Here is a 17148-nt window from a genome sequence, read left to right as displayed (position 1 = left end):
GAACAATGGACATTAGAGCACAAGTCTCAATGGTGTTTCACCTTGACAAATGTATTGGCTGTCACACTTGCAGCATCGCTTGCAAAAATATTTGGACTGACCGGCCCGGCGCCGAATACATGTGGTGGAACAATGTTGAAACTAAGCCGGGCACGGGATTTCCGCACCGTTGGGAAGATCAGGAGCGCTACAAAGGCGGTTGGAAACTAAGAAGTGACAAATCGCTACAGTTGAAATCGCAGACTAAGTTAAGCGGCTTGTTGAAACTCTTCTACAATCCCAATCAACCGGGATTGGAAGACTACTACGAGCCGTGGACGTATGAATACGAGAACTTGTTTGACGCGCCCGAAGGCGACGACCAGCCTACTGCTCGACCGGTTTCACAAATCACCGGCGAAGAAATGAAGATCGAGTCCGGTCCGAATTGGGATGACGATCTCTCGGGCTCTCCGGTGTACGCCGCGAACGACGTGAACTACGACGGGCTTACTCCCGAAGAACGGCAGCAATTGTTCGAGATTCAGCGCGTCGCATTCATGTATTTGCCGCGCATCTGTAATCATTGCGCCAACCCGAGTTGTGTGGCTTCATGTCCATCAGGCGCACTCTATAAACGCGGCGAAGACGGCATCGTTTTGATCAACCAAGATGTCTGCCGGGGCTGGCGCGCCTGCGTCTCAGCTTGCCCCTACAAGAAAATTTATTACAACTGGGTCACGGGAAAATCGGAGAAGTGCATTCTCTGTTACCCACGCCTTGAAACCGGACAAGCTCCTGCCTGTTTTCATTCTTGCGTCGGACGAATTCGCTATCTTGGAGTTCTCCTCTACGACGCGGACCGCATCGAAACGGCGATGAAGACTGCGGATCCTTTGTTGGTCGAAGCACAGCGCGATGTAATTTGCGATCCTAATGATGAAAATGTCATCGCGAGTGCGCGCGCAAATGGAATTAGCGACGAGTTCATTGATGCCGCACGTAAATCCCCCGTGTATAAGTACGTCGTGAAGTGGAAACTTGCGCTTCCGTTGCACATCGAGTATCGAACCATGCCGATGCTCTTCTATGTCCCGCCGCTTCTGCCGGTCATGGGAAAGGACGGAGACCAGCCCTATGATCATGCGGATGAGACTTTATTCAGCTCACTTGACAAATCAAGGCTCTCGATCAAATACATGGCTCGTCTCTTCAGCGCTGGTAATGAAGCGATTGTGACGGCCGCGCTCAGAAAGTTAATGGCCGTCAGATATTACAAACGCATGCAGGACGTCGGCGATGTTGAAGACGACAATGTTCGGAGAATTATGCGCGAAGCCGGAACAACACCCGAAGAAGCGGAAGAAATTTACAGCTTGACGGCAGTGCCGACCGTGCATAAGCGGTACGTATTGCCGCCGCTGCAGCGAGAGGAAGCGATTGGTTCGCTTTGCGACGTTCAAGACTGCAAGGGCAGTTGCGGCTACATCAAGCAAGCCGGTGCCGGGAGGAAATAAAATGTCTCGATTTATCGTCGGCAACACTTTCGAGCAACTTGCCGCTCTGCTCAGCCATCCCCACTTCAACTTTCTCGATCTTGCCCAGGCGCTCGCCGAGACTGTGGAGTCAAAACACGCAACTCGCCACATTCGGGCGTTTCTCAAGGAAGTTGAGTGGCTCACAATCACAGATCTTCAAGAATTGTACTCGAAGACATTCGATTTGAATCCGGTCACGTCCCCCGCGCTGAGTGTTCACCTTTTTGGAGTGGAAAGCTTCAAGCGGTCACATTTAATGGTTGGTCTGCTTGACATGTATCGCAATGCGTCGTATGTGTCCACAGGCGAATCTGCCGACCACATGAGCACGGTGATCGGATTTTTGCCGTGTGCATCTCCCGTCGATCGCAAAGAGCTTTCCACATATGTAATCTTGCCAGGTTTGACGAAAATGGCGGACTTTCTCGCGTCGAAAAACAATCACTACGCGCATCTGCTCAGAGCAGCTTGTGAAATCGTAGAGACTGAGGCCGGAAAGGAGACGGCATATGCTTGATCTGTTCCTGTTTATCGGACTGCCATACGCGGCCATTATCATTTGCATCGTGGGGACCGTACGGCGGTTCAAGAATGATCGCTATGGCATCACTACGCTGTCCTCGCAATTTCTGGAAGGCAAGAAGATGTTGTGGGGTTCGGCTCCTTGGCACATCGGAATTCTAATTGTGTTCTTCGGGCACTTTCTTGCATTTCTCGTTCCCAGTGTATGGCACAAATTAATGGCGGTTCCTGCGCTGCTTACCATCGCGGAAACTCTGGGAATGGCGGCAAGTATCATTTGCCTCATCGGATTGATTGTACTCATATTTCGACGCGCTACCACAGCTCGTTTGCAGAAGACCACGAAACTTGCCGATTTCTTAGTGGCAATGCTCCTGCTGATGCAAGTCGCTTTGGGGTTAATGATTGCCGGTGGCTTCAGATGGGGCGCAAGCTGGTCCACCGGCACCTTAGCCCCGTATGTCTGGAGCCTCGTAACACTTGGCCCTGACATCTCGGTGATTCGTGACATGCCCGTAATTATTCAAGCGCATGTTGTCGGAGCCTGGCTAATCGTTCTCGTATTTCCGTTTACACGATTGATTCATATGATCACGGTTCCCGTACAATACTTATTGCGATCTCCGCAAAAAGTTGTATGGACCAACCCGCGCCGAAATGCCGGTGCCGTTGTTGCTCTTGCACATCAGGATTCTCGCAGGCACTTCATCAAGGCCTCGCTTGGTTTGAGTGCCGCAAGCCTATTGCTTTCGGTCGGCGTGCTCGACAAGCTTGGCAGATTCTTTCAAATGCCCGGTTTGCATCATGACGAGGAAGCCGATCTACTTGAAACTCGTTTGCGAAGACTGCAATTGACCGCCGAGGAAAAGCAGCTTGAATTGGAACGCCTGCGCAGCAATGAAATTTACGTTGCCAAACTTTCCGAGCTGAACGGATCGACCGGAAAATACTTCATCGATTATGCAATGCGCCCCGGGCTTGCGTTTCGCACGGAAGACGGTTGGCCGATGCTGCTCTCTGCCAAATGCACACATCTCGGTTGCACCGTCGGAAATCAAGTTGACGCAAACGGCAAGATACTTTGTCCGTGCCATGTCTCATATTTCGACATAAAGACCGGATTGCCAAATGAAGGCGCTCCGGCAAAAGCGCCGCTCGACCGCATCGCGTGGATTGTTCGCGACGAACAAGGTGGAGAGATCGCAACGGAAAGTTCGCGCGGCTCACGGACCGGTCGCATTGATCCTCAAATTGCCGCGGACTATTCGCTCTACATTGTAAGATCACTCTCGGCGGAGGCATGATGAAAAAATCCTTTGCCGCATCCACATTTGATTTTCTCGTCTCAAGACTTCCCCTCGAAAAGCTGAGCTTCAAACACATGGTGACGGAGAAAGATGTCCCCGTTCATCGTATGTCATGGGGATATTACGTCGGAGGTCTGGCCCTTTTCTTCTTCATCATTCAAGTGATGACGGGATTGATGCTCCTGTTTTACTACGAACCGACCGTAAGTGAAGCGCACGAGTCCGTGGAGTACATCACTCATTTTGTTACGATGGGCGCGCTGATTCGGAACCTTCATGCCTGGTCCGCGTCGTTCATGATCTTCTGTGTGATCACGCACATGCTGACCTCGCTCGCAATGAAGGCATTCGCCAAGCCGCGCGAAATCACATGGATTGCCGGAGTTCTCTTGCTGCTTGTGACCTTCGGTTTCGGATTTACGGGCTATCTTCTTCCTTGGAATCAGATTGCGGTTAACGCGACCAAAGTCGGACTGGCTTCCATTGATCAAGTCGGACAATATCTCCCCGCCGCGCTTTCTCACCTCGCGGAAGACGTGCGCGTCACGATTCAAGGTGCGCCTGCGATCGGCCAAGCGACATTGAGTCGCTTCTTCGCGTTGCACGTAGTGATTCTGCCGCTTCTGGTAATTGGAGTAATCGGGCTGCATTTGTTGTCGGTACAGCTTCACGGCATGAGTCCCGGCATCGAGGACAAACCCGTCCGAAAGGAGAAGTTCTTCCCGTTTTTTATCCTAAAGGATTTCAAAGAGTGGGGAATCGCGTTTCTCGTCGTCTTCGTGCTCGCGCTATGTTTGCCTTTCGATTCTTTGTTTCCGTATCCGCTGCTCGAACCGTACAATGCGCTCGGCTCTACTCCAGACGGAATAAAACCCGAGTGGTATTTTTACTTCGTTTATTACCCGATGGAGCTTCTTCCGTTTTGGATCATCATAGTTGTGATGACTGCGGCGACGTTGGGTTTGTTCGCGGCTCCGTGGATATTCAAAGGCGCGAGTCATAGGACTATGCGCTGGATTGCGTCGGCCATTGCAGCGTACTTAATTACAATGACTCTGTTTGGCGAGAGCATCTACCACGCCATCAAGGGATAGTTGCCATGTTTAGAATAGCCTTCATTGCAGCCCTTATCTTCATCGGAAACTGTTTTGCCTACCCGGAGTTCCAGCGCTTTTCTCAGGAAAACTCGGGCCGTCCGATAAACTGCGCCATGTGTCACGCCAACGGTGATGGTCCTGAGGGCGCTTCGCGAGGTCAAATCGGTAGTCTCACTCCCGTCGAGCTAAATAGACTGAATGCCGCTCGCGGAGCCTTCGCACCCGGCATGCCGGTTGAAAGCCCGATTCTGAACGCGTTCGGTAACAATATCATTCTGAAAATCGGTAAGACGAAATTCCTTGAGCTGCGGGCGCATCCCGAGCAACTTGCCGAAGCCTACGGTTTCCAAAGCGACCTCGATGAAGATGGAATCCCGGACGCTCAAGAATATAATGATGGTACTCATCCGCTAAATAGCTCGCACGGCAATCCATGGAAGCTGTTTCTGCATAATCTAAACCTATACAAACTGCACATATTCTTGATCGTTCTTGCAACTGCTGCGGGCTACTATGGTCTTAGCAACCTGTTGCACGGCTTCGCAATACAGGCCGAATCGCACGAGGCGAGAAGTTAGCATCTTGAACTTTGAGGGATTGCCATGCAAGAAAATAGCAAAGCCATTCAAGTACTGATTCTCAATACACTCGCATTCACAGTCTGCTTCGCAGCGTGGATGATGAACGGTGTCTTGATTACCTACTTGGTGGATAACGGAGTCTTTCATTGGGATAAGGCCCAAATGGGCTGGCTGATTGGAATTCCTGTCTTGACGGGTTCGCTTACGCGGCTTCCAGTCGGAATTCTCACGGATAAATACGGCGGCCGAATTGTGTACAGTGTTTTGATGCTCTTGGTAGCTGTTCCCATGTTCTTGGTGAGCTACGCAAACAACTTCACGCAATTCATGCTGGCGGGACTCGGTTTTGGGCTAACAGGAGCCTCCTTCGCAGTCGGAATCGCATATACGTCTGTTTGGTTCAAGAAGGAACGTCAGGGTACCGCATTAGGTATTTTTGGCGCAGGCAATGCTGGCGCGGCCCTGACAAGCATGGGAGCTCCATTTGTCTTGAGATGGTTGACGGATGGCGGCACGAACCTCGATGGATGGCGAATGCTCCCGAGAATCTATTCCGCTGGACTCGTCGTCATGGCCGTGTTGTTTATCCTCTTTTCACACACGAAACTCGCTGGTCACAGCCAGGGATACACATTGAGGCAGCGCCTCGATCCGCTTAGACATATGAGAGTCTGGAGATTCGGCGCTTACTATTTTCTGGTGTTCGGCGGGTTCGTCGCTCTCGCACAATGGCTGATACCCTATTACGTCAGTGTATACTCCGTAACCATTGCAACGGCGGGCTTGCTCGCGGCAATCTTTAGTTTGCCTTCTGGCGTCATTCGCGCGTTAGGCGGATGGATGTCCGACAAATTCGGCGCCCGGAAAGTCATGTATTGGGTGCTCGGGTTATGTGTGATTTGCTGTGGACTCCTGATCATTCCCAAAATGGATATCCAGTCGCCGGGGCAAAGTGTTATGGCTGCCAAAGGAGGAACGGTCACCGAAGTTTCGGAATCAACTATTTCCGTTGATGGAACGCCTTATAAGCTGACTCCCAAACCGCAAGGCTGGCGCGAACATCTCGATGAAGCAACATATGTTATGCCGGCAGGCACTTTTTGGCAAGAACCTGTCGTAAAAGTCGGCGACAAAGTCAAGAAGAAAGAACTTCTCGCCAAGGGCGTTACACATCTCTACTTTCAAGCGAACATCTGGATATTCACGGTACTTGTGTTTGTTGTGGGGATCATGATGGGCGTCGGTAAGGCCGCGGTGTATAAGCACATCCCGGACTATTTCCCCGACGATGTCGGCGTGGTCGGAGGAATCGTCGGTGTCGTCGGCGGATTGGGTGGGTTTTTCTGTCCGATTATTTTCGGATACTTATTGAAAGGGACGGGCATTTGGACGACGTGTTGGATGTTTTTTGCGGCTTTCAGCGCCTGGTGTTTATGGTGGATGCACCGGGTTATTCAACGCATGATGCGCGAAATACAGCCTGTATTAATGCGGCAGATCGAGGACTATCACTCCCTACCCGCCACCACCGCAATTCCTACAAGCTAACCGGAATACGCACATGGGACAATTCCTGACCAATTGGAATGTTGAAGACAATGTCTTCTGGGAATCAGAAGGCAAGCGCATTGCGAACCGCAATCTCTGGATCTCTATACCATGCTTACTGTGTGGCTTCGCTGTATGGATGTATTGGTCGATTGTAACGACCAAGATGCAGGAGCTTGGGTTCGTGTTCGATCCCGACCCAGCAAAGAACAAGGCGATGCTTTACACGTTGATATCGATTGCCGGACTCACCGGGGCGACGCTGCGCATCCCCAATTCGTTTTTCGTAGCACTGAGCGGCGGAAGAAATGTCATCACCGCAACGACGGCGTTGCTGATCCTTCCTGCGCTCGGACTTGGACTCGCGCTGCGTGAGCCGGGCACGTCTTATTCGACGTTTGTGATTCTCTCTGCGCTTTCCGGCATCGGCGGCGGTGCGTTTGCGTCATCAATGTCCAACATTAGCATATTTTACCCTAAACGTGTACAAGGAACCGCTTTGGGGCTAAATGCGGGACTTGGGAATCTCGGCGTGAGTGTCATGCAAGTGCTTCTTCCTTTCACAATGACCTTCGGAATGTTCGGAGCTTTTGGAGGCGGCGCGTATAGCATGCCCACGACAGGCGCTTCGGTGTGGATTCAAAACAGTGGGTTTGTTTGGGTGCCGATTCTCTTGGTTCTCACGATTCTCGCGTGGTTCATGATGAACAACATGGCGGCGCATAATGTCGGTTCCGCGCCCGCCGCAATGGGCAAGATGCTTTACCTCACTGCGCTTGGTTTCGCATCCGCTGCTGCCGGACTGTATTTGCTGATTGCGCTGAAAGTGAATATGTGGCTCGTTCTTCCCGTTACGATCCTGCTGACGCTCGCACTGATTCGCTATTTATCTCCTGCGAAAATTCGTACAAATCTGAAAAAGCAGTATGCGATCTTCGGCGAGAAGCATAACTGGGTAATGACCTGGCTCTATGTGATGACATTTGGATCATTTATCGGATACTCCGCAGCATTTCCCAAATTAATTCAGGACGTTTTCGGTTATCTGCCCGATGGAACAGTAAATCCCAACGCGCCAAATCCGTTTGCTTACGCGTGGCTCGGGCCGCTGGTCGGTTCGCTCATTCGTCCGGTCGGAGGATGGTTGTCCGACAAATTCGGCGGCGCGCGTGTCACACATTGGGATACAATCGTTATGATTGCTGCTGCACTCGGAGTCGCTTACAACGTAAAAGCTGCGAACGACGCGCCGAATCCTGAAGCCTATTTCTTTCCGTTCTTGATTCTCTTCTTGCTGTTGTTTGTTACGACTGGAATCGGAAACGGGTCGACGTTTAGGATGATTCCGATGATCTTTGAGCCGCATCAAGCGGGACCTGTGCTGGGGTGGACCTCCGCCGTTGCCGCCTACGGTGCATTCATTATTCCGAAAGTATTTGGCGCGCAAATCCAAGCGGGGCATCCGGAATATGCTCTGTACGGTTTCGCCGTCTATTATGGCAGTTGTTTATTGGTTAACTGGTGGTTTTACGCGCGACGGAATGCCGAAATCAAGTGCTAAGACCAAAACAAAATAGGTGGAACTAAGATGGAAAATTTGCTTGAAACTCCTGTCGGGCAACTCGTCGTTGACAAACCGGGTAGAGCTCGAATCTTTCAAAAACATCAAATTGATTTCTGTTGTGGAGGCGGACGGCCTCTCAATGTGGTATGTGCAGAAAAGAACATTGACCCTCAAACCATCACAGCGGAATTAGCCGACCAAGACAACCGGGAAGACACCCATTCCGAACCCGATTGGTCGAAAGCGAAATTGTCGGCACTTGTCGACAACATTCTTGCACAGCACCATGATTATCTAAAGAATGCTCTTCCGCATCTTGGTGAAATGGCAGAAAAAGTGTACCGCGTTCACGGCGAGCGCCATCCCGAAATGCTCGACGTGCTTCAAACCTTTTCTGGTTTGTTTGCAGAATTGGATTCTCACATGTACAAGGAGGAGAACATCCTTTTCCCGGCAGTCAAGAGAATCGAGCAAGGCTCCTTGCCTGCCGAAGCTGCCGCACAACTCTTCGGACCGATCAGCGTCATGGAGCAAGAGCACGAATCGGCCGGCCAAGCGCTGTTGAAACTCAGAGAATTGACCAACGACTACACTCCGCCGGCAGATGCGTGCAATACATTTCGCGGATTGTTTGCTGGTCTTGAAGAGCTTGAACGCGACCTCCATTGGCACATTCACAAAGAAAACAACATCCTCTTCCCTCGCGCTCTTAGGGGGAGTTAGGCCAACTGGTTCTCTTGATTCCACAATTCAAGTGGATTCCAGCACGGTTGCATTGCCCGGGCTTTTAGGATTGTATCTTCTTGCCATATTGGATTGTCCTGAAACTGTCTTTTTTCTCTTGTAAGTGACTATAAAAACAAACCCCGACAATTTACTCTTAATCAATTGGTTCGGGGTTCGAGTCCCTGTGGGTGCACCAACTAAAGCCCTGCTAAAACATTGTTTTGCAGGGCTTTTTTGTTTTTCGGATTTGCGCAAGTGTTCATTCGTAAGTCCAGATTTTAACAACCAGTATCAACTAATCTGTCCCCAAAACTGTCCCCAAGAATAGCTGCGCTCGCAATTGACCTTTCGCTAGTTGCCGCAAAAGAAACAGGAGGCTTGATCGGCCTCCTGTTTAGTATTTTAGCTTCTCGACTGTGTTTGCCAAATGGTCTCTTGAAAGGTGAGCATAGATTTGCGTGACCGAAAGGTCATGGTGCCCTAGTAGTTCTTGGACAGATCGAACGTCAGCTCCCGCCATGATCAAGTGCGACGCAAACGTGTGCCTGAGTGTGTGCAGGCTAATTCCGGTCAATCCGGCAGTGTGGGCAACGTTACGAAAATGCTGGCCCAATGTCCAGTAGTTGGCTGGAAAAACCCGATCCTCTTGTCGATGGCTGGTGGTCTTCATGTCCGTTAGCATCGCCTCAAGGTTGCTATTCAGCGGAACACTACGAGATTTGCCCGACTTCGTGCGGAAGCCTGCCTTGTTTTGAACGACGAGCGTTTTGCGATTCAAGTCGATATCCAACCATTGCAAGTTCACTATCTCATTGCGGCGCAGACCCGTCCAAAGCGCGAAGTCAACGACACGACGCAGATGCAGATTCTCTCCGATTGCATCGCGCAGGCGTTGGATCTCTGCGTCGTCGAGGAATCGCATATGCGTGTTCCGGGGTACACGGTTCAATTTTACCTTTGCTGCAGGACTTGAAGCGACTAATTCTCGTTGGGCAGCCCAGGACATCGCTGATTTCAAATGACGAAGCACAACGTTCACGGAATTCGGCTTCACTTTTCGCAGCAAATGCAGCCGGAACTCTTCGATCTTGTCGGTCGTGATGTCGGACAACGGTACGTTGCCGATGTACCTCGCGAAGGTATGGAGCGCGTATCGGTCCGTTTTCACCGTGCTGCCAGACTTTGTTGCGACGCAGTAGTCGAAGTACTGCGTCATGAACTCTGAAAACGTCAGATTGCCCGGCTTTTCATCAGGCCAACCGTTGAGCAGAAGTTCACGCTCCGTTCGAGCGGCGATGTCGCGAGCATCGCGACTACTTACAACGCCAATTGTTACTTTCTTTCGCCGTCCGTCGTGAACGATGTCCAGAAAGTACGTGCGTCCCTTCTTTCTGTCCCTCCATCGTACTGTGACGGGCATTATCTTAGAATCCTCCTGATTGCTTCATTGCTGACTTGTTTTGGTGGTTGCGATTCGCTCCGCACCCATGCGTCGAGTTCGAGCGCGTTCAATCGAATTAGATTCGACTCGGGCAAGCGGTGGAACGGGATACTTCCTTCGTGAATGTACTGGTAGATGCGAGAGCGCGACACACCGAGATAGAACGCCGCGTGTTCCGGCGTTAACCATGGACTCTGTAATCGTTCGTGCTCGGTGCGAATTTCACGGAGTGCACGAAGGATCTCGTCAAGTCTTGGGTCGCTGTTCGCCACTATTAACTTATGCCCGATTTTCTGCGCTGTCAGATTTCGCGGATTTTCGCGCGGACTTTTTACTCGCTGCTTTCGGTACCGGAGCTCCAACATTAGCTTCGGAAATTGCAATCGACTCGTTGTGGATTGCGTCGATGGCCGTATCGAACGATAGTTGCGAGTCGCCCCGTCCAGTTAACTCCCAGAAGAGCGACCGGAACTTCTGATTTTCTCCGACCACGAACTTGTCGCCCCGCCACTCAAGTTCAGCCCCATCGCCTGCACGTTGAAAGACTCCGCCGTTCGAACTAAGCCACGTTACGAACAGACGTCCCCTTTGCTCATCGGAAAAGTCAAGAATCTTTGCCCGTAGAAGTATGTCAACAATATCACGTTTGCCCAAATCCATGGACGCCAATCCCTCTGCGGCCCAAGTGCTTGCTTGCTCCGCGATTACGCTAATTTGGTTTACAATGGTTTTGAGCCAGAGGCGTTGGATTTCACGCGGGAGAACGTGAAAATCGTTGCTGAAGTGTGATTTCACGGCCTCCATCTGATGCCCAACGGTCAAGATCTTCCACGTCTCAAGTTTTACGCGAAGCTCAGCAGGTAACAACATGTGCTCGTTCGCGCTTTTCACATTTGATGAACCCTGCCCCGACTCGTCATCGCCGTACAAGGACGGTCGATCCGCGTATCCGCGTGGAAGCTCAACCTTGACGATGACTGGTGCTGGCGGTAAATACCGTTTACTGGCAATTCCCTCCTCAAATGAGTCGTCGGAAGAATGCCCATTCCCGTTGTCACGATACAGGATGGTCCGGCGAGCCTGGTCGTTGTGTGGGCTCACCGCGGCAGCGAGATTCTCTAGTGCCGCATTCGTCACCCTTTGCGCAAGGCTTGGAAATTCGTGAATCGGCACGGCAGTATTGTGACTCAAATCTAGAAAACATGTTCGCTCGGTGTGCAAGCTCCCGACCGAACGCTCGAAAAAGATCTCGGGAAGTCCTGAGTAGTATGGAAGGAGAATCGCTTCGTCCCTGTGGGGAATGCTTGCTATCAATGTTGGGTTCGGGTGAATCGTTGCAAATGAACTCAGCCCCAATCCCGCCAGAAGTGACGACAGCGTTAGCCATACCTCGGCGGCTGGGCGTGGAGATTTGAACAATAGCCAGAGATTAACCTCTTCTTGCCCCGATACTCCCGTGAGCTCGACATAAGTCGGTATCTGCCACTCCTTAAACTTTGCTGTAATGCGAGATTCGGGACCTTCGTCGGTCAAGGTCGGCAATCCGTTATGCAGGACACGGTTGACAGAGAGGGCCTGGTTCAATGGCGAGGTGTTTGAATTGTCGTCTGATTGACGGAATCGAATAACGGCCAGCGGAGTCGTCCCGTCGACTTGCATTGGAAAAATCGCGACACGACGAAGTCCCGTGACATGATTGCTCAATAGCCCACCAAACTCTGCAGCCCCTTGTACTCGAAACAAAATCCCCGGCGACAGCGCAACATAGTCGGGCACGACATTGAAAAACTTCTGAAATCTTTTTGGGTCAATAGAGAAAGACATAACAATCGAAGTTGATTGAATACTGGATAGGAATGGCGCTCGGGTGCATGACCATCGTTTTGCTTTCAACAGCCACGCACCCGATACCTTCCTCCTCAGAATTTGCGCCGTTTTTTCGACTTGGTAATACTGTACTTTTCCATTACTTCCGACGTGATTTCGGCGGCTCCTTCCACGCTGTAGAGAGCAACTAGAGAATCCAGCTCCTCTTCCAACTCGGCAACCTTGATGTCGTTGGCTTTTACTCGATCAACCACTTCACGCCGGTTGTAGTTGTCCACCGTGTCCAATGTCCCTGTGTGCAAATCATGCATCTCGCATCCGTGGTCAAACCAAGCGATTTGGCCCATCAATCTATGCCTCTGTGAGCGCGTCTGACGAATGCTTTCTTGTAGAAGTCTTACCTGAGCCTGCCCAGCAAAGAGCGTCAATTCCGGCAATGGTTCGGCCTCTACCTTCTTTGCCAGTTCATTCTGGTACAAGGCTTCGAAGGAAAGAACATCGATGAAGAGATCGGCCTGTTTGCCAACCGTGATCAATGATCGAAATTCTCGAGCCAATCTCTCGAACTCCGAATCGGACAAGTCCGGATATCGCTTACGAGCATCCGCGTATCGTTCAAGCGACGCAAGCCAGCGACCTCGTACATGCTCCACGTTATGATGTGTGTCTGGTAAATACATTTTGGATCCTATATGTCCGGCGTCCGGGTCGCCGTGTAAATTGTTTATGTGCTTTTCTACGCTTACCCAGAATTTGCGCAAAAAAAAAGACCTGCCAGCGCTTCCAGTTAGGAAGAGCCGTCAAGTCTTGACTAGGTGCCGTCGGGTGAGTACCCAGCGGCGCGGTTTTTTAAGTAGTGCGCAACGTGCGCTTGTCAAACTGCGTCTTCAATGACGCAACTATCGTGCAGGCATCAATCTAAGAAGATCTTTCGACAAGTGCAAGTACCCGGCAAAGGTCCGTGTTGTACTCTCTGTTTTATCACAATTCACATCAAAGTGCATCTGTGGAATCGAGATTGCACTGTTTCGGACCGCATGGATTTAGCAAGAATTGGAAACAACAGCTGGACAGCGAGATCGCTCTGGGTGGGGCCAAGCGCGGTTTTGCAAATGTTTCCCAAAGAGGTCCAGTGGCTCTCGCTTAGCCCGGGTCATGGATTAGGCTGGGCGCTTGGATAGTTTGGTTCTTTTCTACCGTCCGTTTGTTGCGCGGATTTCGAAACTGTGTCAGACCAAATGAACTCACATCGCCAAACCAAACCACTGTACTCCTGATCCTTTTGCGCCAAATGCGTTGACGGAAAGCTTTTTGATTTAGATGAATTGAAAGCCCTGTCACGTATTCATCGCAGGGTTCTCTTGTTTCTCTGCATATTACATGCTTGCCGTTCAGCGTTTCTCGGGTCCACCATCTCGTGGGTAGACAATCGAGGACGCGTTCCGCACGCGATTTCTGGCTACGCCTTCTTCAATCGAACTTTCGTCGGATTTCCCAAGGGATCTCATGCGATTTCGCGCGATACCCGTGAAACGACATTCCGAGGTGACACATGAATATGTAGTATCGTCCGTCGTGTTTTCCAATAATCTTTCGCCCATACCTAATCCCACGGTCTAGTACCGCTTGGGCGTCTGAAGCGTTAAGATCCATCGGCGACACAAAACTATTCTCATTGTCGTGGTCTATATGCTTTGGACTAGCTTCATAAACCCGTCGGTAGCTTGACACCTGAGATGCTGCAGTCAAATTGTCGAGATCAAGGTGCTCTTCTTGTTCGCCATTGATAATGTGAACACTAATTGGACTGGTACTGTAAGTCGGTGCGTCCGCGAAACTGAGCAGCATGCTTTCCCAATTTCTCTCCATCTTTCCAATCGTGGCGCCCTCCACTCCCGAGTCTGAGACCTCGGTGCCGTCGACTTCACATCTCAGCTTGGGCAGACCGAACATTGTTTTGATTTCCGGTGCCGCAGTCAACAACCTTAGAAGCTCGAGGCGAATGTCCTTATTGTCTGTCCGTTTGTCGACAACCCAATCGTAAAGTGTCGTGCCTGCCGCTAGTGACGAAGTCCATATTCGGCTGTGGGCCACCGGATTAGAATCCATCAACACAGGCCGGAGGTCCCGCACAACTTGCAGCAATTGAACAACAAGATCCGTTACGTCCCAGCTATTATGTGCTTGCTGCACACAAGATAGTTCGTTCAAAACAGCCACACGGTTCATATGAGATGCTCAAGATCATTGGTGATTTGGTCGAAGAAGCCATCTGGCCACTTGTCGATTCTGCCCTTCTCGTCCAGATTTATCGTGATTATGCGTTTGTCTTTATCCATTTTAGGTGTGATGAAGAATTGAATCGATACGTTGTTTGGCTCGACCACTTGATCCACGACAGCCTTTCTCATTCCGTTGAGAACATGATCGCTGTGCGATTCAACGATAACCTGCACGCCGCTGGCTGCGACATGAGCCAAAAAGTAACCGATCACTGACTGACCGCGAGGATGAAGATGCGCCTCTGGATTCTCCACTATAAGTATCGATCCCTGTGTGGAAACCAGAGCACCGACAACGATTGGTAGTACATATGTTATTCCGAAGCCCACGTTAGAGGCTCGACGGAAACTACTATCATTCATCGCTCTGATGCCAATCCTCACTTGATCGGCCTTTACAATGCTCTCTACTTCGCACTCAACATCACCAATTATGTTCTGCAGCCAGTAATTCGCCTGGTAGAGAAGCGCCTGATTCGTTCCGTCTGCAATCCTCGACAAATGTCTATTAGGTGTGGGCTCGTGACCGTTAGACGACAACGTACTCATGCTGAACTCACCGTGTATCCCAACGTCGTAAGTTCCCCCTCCTTGTTGCGACATAGGGTACGTTAGTCTAGGTCCTTCACGCTCAGCACTTAGATACAATAACGAGTGATCGAAGGCAAGATGATGTTCTTTTGAATGCAGGAAATAATCGTCTGGCTTTCCTTTTGGGTATTTGAAGCGAAAAGCTACTTTCCTTCCATCTTCGAATGAGACGTCAAACACGACGGTATCACTCTGGCTCTTTCCACGGAGTACATCCACAGCCGTTCCTAAATGAGAGAGCACCCCGTTCAGTTGGAGGACACCCTTTCGGAGTTGTCCTGAATCGTCAGATTGTTTCAGCAAAAGCAGCGACTGAATAACAGAAGATTTTCCTGTCCCATTCTCCCCAACCAACAGGGTAATGTTCCCAAAGTGGACAGTATCGTCTTCGAAGCATTTGAAGTTTTGGATTCGTAATTCTCTTATCACAACAAGTTCTCCCTAAGAAGCTTTTCTACCGCCCCGAATCGCATCTTGACACTAGACATATTCCCAGTCCCAACAGATATCGATTTCACGAAGTGGGGATCGACGTTCATCAGCTGCATAAAAGCAGCAATAATTCGGTCTTTCGAGGTTAGCAACTGCTCTTGAGGTACTGGCGCGAGGCAAACACTCCAGGTTTCAAACAGACTCTTGTTGATCGGTGACCTCCGTCCATTTAGGCTGAATAACTTGCGGAAGGCTTTGTCACCAAAAAGAGAAAAAGCCTTAAGCATTGAGTCGCGAAAGACAGCATCCAATTGGTGAATCTCTGACTCAGAAAGCGCATTCAATTCGCTCATCTGATTACTCAAGAAAAGGTCGAGGTCGTTCTTATTATAGCTCTCAGGCGAGGAGCGATAAAAAGCCAAGAATCGAAGTACACATTCTCGGTCATCCATCCGCTTTGTATTTATCGAGCTTGCGGTTGCCCGCAAGAACTCATCGCTGTCTGCTAATACTTGAAGGAGTCTTGTGGCCTTACCTTGGAATAGTGAATGCCTTATCTCTTGAGCTGTCAGTATCATTCCGCCTGTGTTGATTCGACGGAACACCGTGAACTTAACATTGGGCGACGTGTCGGGTTTGATAATGTAGAAGTTCAGACGGGTTTCATCTTCTATAAGGCGTTGATATGTCCGTGGGAGGTCGGAAAAAGACATTCCATTTAATTGCTGCAGAAATTCCAAATCGTGTAGCTTAAGGTCGTTTTTATTATAGAAGCGATCAAGCGTATGAAGACGCTGAAGGCCATCCACGACAACCCAACGCGATTCATCCAATGCATCCAGATAAAACGCTGGCAAGGGGATCCTGATCAGAATGGACTCGATAAGTCTGCATTGTCGAATTTCGTCCCACACCAAATGGCGCTGAAAATCGGGCTGTAGATCAATTTCGTTCATTTCGATCTTTCTCATTATTTGAAAGACAGTGAACATGAACTGATCCACAGTTACCGTCATTGTATCGTATGGTGCTGAGGAGTCTACTGGTGCCGATGGAGCTGGTGGAGCTGATGCCGTCGATGATTCAAGTGTTTCCTCGTCGATACCGAGACCACGGGAGAATTCTTCTAGATAATCACGCCCCGCTGACGTAATCATGATAGCGTCAGTTGAGTGATCCATGCCCATAAGCCGTTGCTCATCTGCACCTGCGGCCTCAAGCAGGTTCTGAACAAACAGATCTAATGTGACGTCCTGGCGTAAATCGGCGACTATACTGCAAAATAGCTCTTCGCGTGGCAAGCTCCCACCGTTTTCGTGAAGAATCTCGAGCACTTTGGCAAGCGTTTGATCTGTGAACATTTTCTCGTTTCGCATCGATGGACAGTTGCAAGATAAACCGAAATTCTGGTCCACTGGAAAAGGACCGTTTTGCTAAAGGTCGGTGTTTCGTCGTTCAATTTGAAACAAACGACGTACTGACTCTGATTCAATAATTAAGTTGAACCGCTATATCTCAGTCGTGCACAACTTCTGTGACATTTTGCAGGTCCCGAGCCATTCCATGGTAAAGGCGTGTCTAGGAGTGGGATTTGTCCTCTGCATAACCACGCAAAAGCAGCGTGATATTTATCGGGCGCACAATACGTAAGTCAGCGAGGAGCTTGAAATTCTATATAAGAACCTTGTTGGGTTGCATTGCTAACTATCCACA

The 17148-nt window shown here is 50.2% G+C and carries 15 protein-coding genes; 8 read left to right on the top strand and 7 right to left on the bottom strand.

The window, feature by feature from the left end; translation table 11 throughout:
- Nucleotides 1-5 precede the first annotated feature (5 nt).
- The 8 genes from narH to ric are packed head-to-tail and all read left to right on the top strand — an operon-like array spanning nt 6 to nt 8859.
- Nucleotides 6-1496: a nitrate reductase subunit beta gene (gene narH / locus H6507_00275; protein ID MCB9367537.1), complete on the top strand. Its 1491-nt coding sequence runs from the start codon at nt 6-8 to the stop codon at nt 1494-1496.
- A 1-nt stretch (nt 1497) separates the two neighbouring features.
- Complete coding sequence (locus H6507_00270; GenBank protein MCB9367536.1) at nt 1498-2034, top strand: hypothetical protein; 537 nt, start codon at nt 1498-1500, stop codon at nt 2032-2034.
- Entirely contained in the window at nt 2027-3343 is a 1317-nt protein-coding gene (gene narI, locus H6507_00265) for a respiratory nitrate reductase subunit gamma (GenBank protein ID MCB9367535.1), read from the top strand. Before H6507_00270 ends, narI begins: the two co-directional genes overlap by 8 nt.
- Nucleotides 3343-4440 (top strand): cytochrome bc complex cytochrome b subunit, encoded by a 1098-nt coding sequence (locus H6507_00260; GenBank protein MCB9367534.1) that lies wholly within the window; start codon nt 3343-3345, stop codon nt 4438-4440. Before narI ends, H6507_00260 begins: the two co-directional genes overlap by 1 nt.
- Before the next feature lie 5 nt (nt 4441-4445).
- The gene (locus H6507_00255; GenBank protein ID MCB9367533.1) at nt 4446-5021 is read left to right on the top strand and encodes a hypothetical protein; all 576 of its coding nucleotides are present in this window, start codon (nt 4446-4448) and stop codon (nt 5019-5021) included.
- Nucleotides 5022-5045: 24 nt separating this feature from the next.
- The gene (locus tag H6507_00250) at nt 5046-6572 is read left to right on the top strand and encodes a NarK/NasA family nitrate transporter (protein ID MCB9367532.1); all 1527 of its coding nucleotides are present in this window, start codon (nt 5046-5048) and stop codon (nt 6570-6572) included.
- Nucleotides 6573-6585: 13 nt separating this feature from the next.
- Nucleotides 6586-8133 (top strand): NarK/NasA family nitrate transporter, encoded by a 1548-nt coding sequence (locus H6507_00245; GenBank protein MCB9367531.1) that lies wholly within the window; start codon nt 6586-6588, stop codon nt 8131-8133.
- A 27-nt stretch (nt 8134-8160) separates the two neighbouring features.
- Nucleotides 8161-8859, top strand: a complete 699-nt coding sequence (gene ric, locus H6507_00240; GenBank protein MCB9367530.1) for an iron-sulfur cluster repair di-iron protein — start codon at nt 8161-8163, stop codon at nt 8857-8859.
- A gap of 397 nt (nt 8860-9256) precedes the next feature.
- Here the strand turns inward: ric and H6507_00235 are convergent, their stop codons facing one another.
- From H6507_00235 to H6507_00205, 7 genes are all read right to left on the bottom strand, one after another.
- Nucleotides 9257-10282: a tyrosine-type recombinase/integrase gene (locus tag H6507_00235; GenBank protein ID MCB9367529.1), complete on the bottom strand. Its 1026-nt coding sequence runs from the start codon at nt 10280-10282 to the stop codon at nt 9257-9259.
- Entirely contained in the window at nt 10282-10575 is a 294-nt protein-coding gene (locus H6507_00230) for an excisionase family DNA-binding protein (GenBank protein ID MCB9367528.1), read from the bottom strand. The genes H6507_00235 and H6507_00230 overlap by 1 nt, the downstream gene beginning before the upstream one ends.
- 7 nt (nt 10576-10582) lie before the next feature.
- Nucleotides 10583-12127, bottom strand: a complete 1545-nt coding sequence (locus tag H6507_00225; GenBank protein MCB9367527.1) for a hypothetical protein — start codon at nt 12125-12127, stop codon at nt 10583-10585.
- A 95-nt stretch (nt 12128-12222) separates the two neighbouring features.
- On the bottom strand, nt 12223-12810 hold the full coding sequence (locus H6507_00220) for a hypothetical protein (protein MCB9367526.1): 588 nt from the start codon (nt 12808-12810) through the stop codon (nt 12223-12225).
- Nucleotides 12811-13600: 790 nt separating this feature from the next.
- Nucleotides 13601-14359 (bottom strand): hypothetical protein, encoded by a 759-nt coding sequence (locus H6507_00215; protein MCB9367525.1) that lies wholly within the window; start codon nt 14357-14359, stop codon nt 13601-13603.
- Nucleotides 14356-15432: a DUF3696 domain-containing protein gene (locus tag H6507_00210; GenBank protein MCB9367524.1), complete on the bottom strand. Its 1077-nt coding sequence runs from the start codon at nt 15430-15432 to the stop codon at nt 14356-14358. The genes H6507_00215 and H6507_00210 overlap by 4 nt, the downstream gene beginning before the upstream one ends.
- A complete protein-coding gene (locus H6507_00205; GenBank protein MCB9367523.1) occupies nt 15429-16796 on the bottom strand; it encodes a DUF262 domain-containing protein in 1368 nt (455 codons plus the stop codon). The genes H6507_00210 and H6507_00205 overlap by 4 nt, the downstream gene beginning before the upstream one ends.
- Nucleotides 16797-17148: the final 352 nt, after the last annotated feature.

This window comes from Calditrichota bacterium (genome assembly GCA_020637445.1).
In the GTDB taxonomy this organism is placed as follows: domain Bacteria; phylum Electryoneota; class RPQS01; order RPQS01; family RPQS01; genus JABWCQ01.
This window is presented reverse-complemented; position numbering and strand designations above follow the sequence as displayed.

Coding starts and splice junctions, on each gene's coding strand:
- narH (MCB9367537.1), top strand. CDS start 6: ATGGACATTAGAGCACAAGTCTCAATGGTGTTTCACCTTGACAAATGT.
- H6507_00270 (MCB9367536.1), top strand. CDS start 1,498: ATGTCTCGATTTATCGTCGGCAACACTTTCGAGCAACTTGCCGCTCTG.
- narI (MCB9367535.1), top strand. CDS start 2,027: ATGCTTGATCTGTTCCTGTTTATCGGACTGCCATACGCGGCCATTATC.
- H6507_00260 (MCB9367534.1), top strand. CDS start 3,343: ATGAAAAAATCCTTTGCCGCATCCACATTTGATTTTCTCGTCTCAAGA.
- H6507_00255 (MCB9367533.1), top strand. CDS start 4,446: ATGTTTAGAATAGCCTTCATTGCAGCCCTTATCTTCATCGGAAACTGT.
- H6507_00250 (MCB9367532.1), top strand. CDS start 5,046: ATGCAAGAAAATAGCAAAGCCATTCAAGTACTGATTCTCAATACACTC.
- H6507_00245 (MCB9367531.1), top strand. CDS start 6,586: ATGGGACAATTCCTGACCAATTGGAATGTTGAAGACAATGTCTTCTGG.
- ric (MCB9367530.1), top strand. CDS start 8,161: ATGGAAAATTTGCTTGAAACTCCTGTCGGGCAACTCGTCGTTGACAAA.
- H6507_00235 (MCB9367529.1), bottom strand. CDS start 10,282: ATGCCCGTCACAGTACGATGGAGGGACAGAAAGAAGGGACGCACGTAC.
- H6507_00225 (MCB9367527.1), bottom strand. CDS start 12,127: ATGTCTTTCTCTATTGACCCAAAAAGATTTCAGAAGTTTTTCAATGTC.
- H6507_00220 (MCB9367526.1), bottom strand. CDS start 12,810: ATGTATTTACCAGACACACATCATAACGTGGAGCATGTACGAGGTCGC.
- H6507_00215 (MCB9367525.1), bottom strand. CDS start 14,359: ATGAACCGTGTGGCTGTTTTGAACGAACTATCTTGTGTGCAGCAAGCA.
- H6507_00205 (MCB9367523.1), bottom strand. CDS start 16,796: ATGTTCACAGATCAAACGCTTGCCAAAGTGCTCGAGATTCTTCACGAA.